General features: G+C 42.8%; 1 protein-coding gene and 1 pseudogene. Both read left to right on the plus strand.

The window, feature by feature from the left end; all coding sequences use genetic code 11:
* Window positions 1-161: pseudogene (locus A3735_RS31725) on the plus strand (zinc ribbon domain-containing protein); the annotation flags it as partial.
* 66 nt (window positions 162-227) lie between these two features.
* Window positions 228-1,108, plus strand: an 881-nt coding sequence (aspS, locus tag A3735_RS05555) for an aspartate--tRNA ligase (protein WP_068637717.1), incomplete at its 3' end; no start/stop codon positions are given.

Genomic DNA, 1,108 nt, shown 5'->3' on the forward strand with positions numbered 1-1,108 from the left:
AAAGTACTTTTTCAAAGCGTATATCCGCTGCTGGTTTTAGGTTATCAGGGTCAGGTTGGTATGAGACAGATTTTAAAACAGGAAATAAGAAAAACCTGTGCAACTCAAAGAATGAGAATAGCTCTAAATCTAAAGGCAGTGAAAGCTCTTCAGCAGCCTGATAAAGTAGCGATTTAACAAAGATAATTAACAATTAATCAGTATTTAGAATTAAGTGAGAATAGTTTATGCGAAGCCATTATTGCGGTTCGGTTAATGAAGATAATATCGGTCAAGAAGTGACTCTCTGCGGTTGGGTTCACCGTCGTCGTGACCATGGGGGTGTTATATTTCTAGATATGCGCGATCGTGAAGGTATGGCTCAAGTTGTTATAGATCCAGATACCGAGCAGGCTTTTGCGTTAGCTGATAGAGCAAGAAGTGAATGGGTACTGCAGATAAAAGGCCTTGTTCGTGCTCGCCCAGAAGGCACCGTTAATGAAAATATGCCCACTGGTAAGATTGAAATACTGGGTAAAGAATTAACGATATTGAATGAAGCTGAGACACCACCATTCCCGCTAGATGGTTACGTGGATGTAGGCGAAGACACTCGCCTAAAGTACCGTTTTATGGATCTGCGTCGTCCAGAGATGCTTAACAAGCTTGTGTTCCGCTCTAAGGTAACTAACTATATCCGTAACTTTTTGGATAAGTTGGACTTTATGGATGTTGAAACGCCTATTCTTACACGAGCTACACCAGAAGGTGCGCGAGACTATTTGGTTCCTAGCCGTACTCATCAAGGTAACTTTTTTGCATTGCCGCAGTCGCCGCAGTTATTTAAGCAGCTACTAATGGTGTCGGGTGTTGATCGTTACTACCAGATTGCTAAGTGCTTCCGTGACGAAGACCTTCGTGCTGATCGTCAGCCTGAGTTTACGCAGGTAGATGTCGAGTGTTCTTATATTGAAGAAGATCAATTGATGGGCATGATGGAGTCTTTAGTTGGCTCAATGTTCAAAGATTTGCTTGATGTCGAGCTTGGTAACTTCCCGCAAATGAGTTACGCCGAGGCAATGAGCCGTTATGGTAGTGACAAACCGGATCTACGTATTCCCTTAGAGAT

The sequence above is a fragment of the Oleiphilus sp. HI0061 genome (assembly GCF_001635675.1).